This window comes from Pseudomonas sp. R62 (assembly GCF_000257605.1).
GTDB lineage: Bacteria > Pseudomonadota > Gammaproteobacteria > Pseudomonadales > Pseudomonadaceae > Aquipseudomonas > Aquipseudomonas atacamensis.
On the sequence record NZ_AHZM01000972.1, the window covers coordinates 1 to 579 of the forward strand.

A 579-nucleotide genomic window follows, 5' to 3' on the forward strand; every position below is an offset into this window, starting at 1 on the left:
GGCTATAACGGCCGGTTTTTTTACATCCGAATAAAACTTATGCACGGATTTCGTTCAACTCATTGATTTATAAATATCGATTAAAATCAATAAGTTAGAAAACGATTACGGTCTTTCGAAGCAAAAGCGTACACAGGTTATCCACAAAATTCAGACAGCCAGTTGGTCACTCGCGGCCGGTTCCTGTGGCGCCGGTGGCAGCGAGCCCATTTCTCGCTGGGTCTTCTCGTTCCACGCCTGCACACGGTCATTCAGATCAGCGATGGCGCGCGGCCCGCTGCCTTCGGCATACATCGGTTCGCCAATGACCACGGTGATCACTCCGGCCTGTTTGCCCCAGCCGATTTTTGGCCAGAATTTGCCGGCATTGTGTGCAATCGGCAGCACCGGAAGCGCCGCATTCACCGCCAATGCGCTGCCACTGCGGGAGAATTTTCCGACAGTGCCGTAGGGGACTCGTGTGCCTTCGGGAAAGATCAGCACCCAGACGTGGTCCTTGAGCAGCTCGTCGCCTTTGGCCGCGACTTGTTTGAGCGCGGCCTTCGGGTTGTCGCGGTCGATGGCGATCGGGCGCAGCAT

The 579-nt window shown here is 55.3% G+C and carries 1 protein-coding gene; it reads right to left on the reverse strand.

Annotated elements, in window-relative coordinates; genetic code table 11:
* Nucleotides 1-150: 150 nt before the first annotated feature.
* Nucleotides 151-579 (reverse strand): lysophospholipid acyltransferase family protein (locus OQK_RS01405; protein WP_016770775.1); only part of this gene is annotated, 429 nt, incomplete at its 5' end.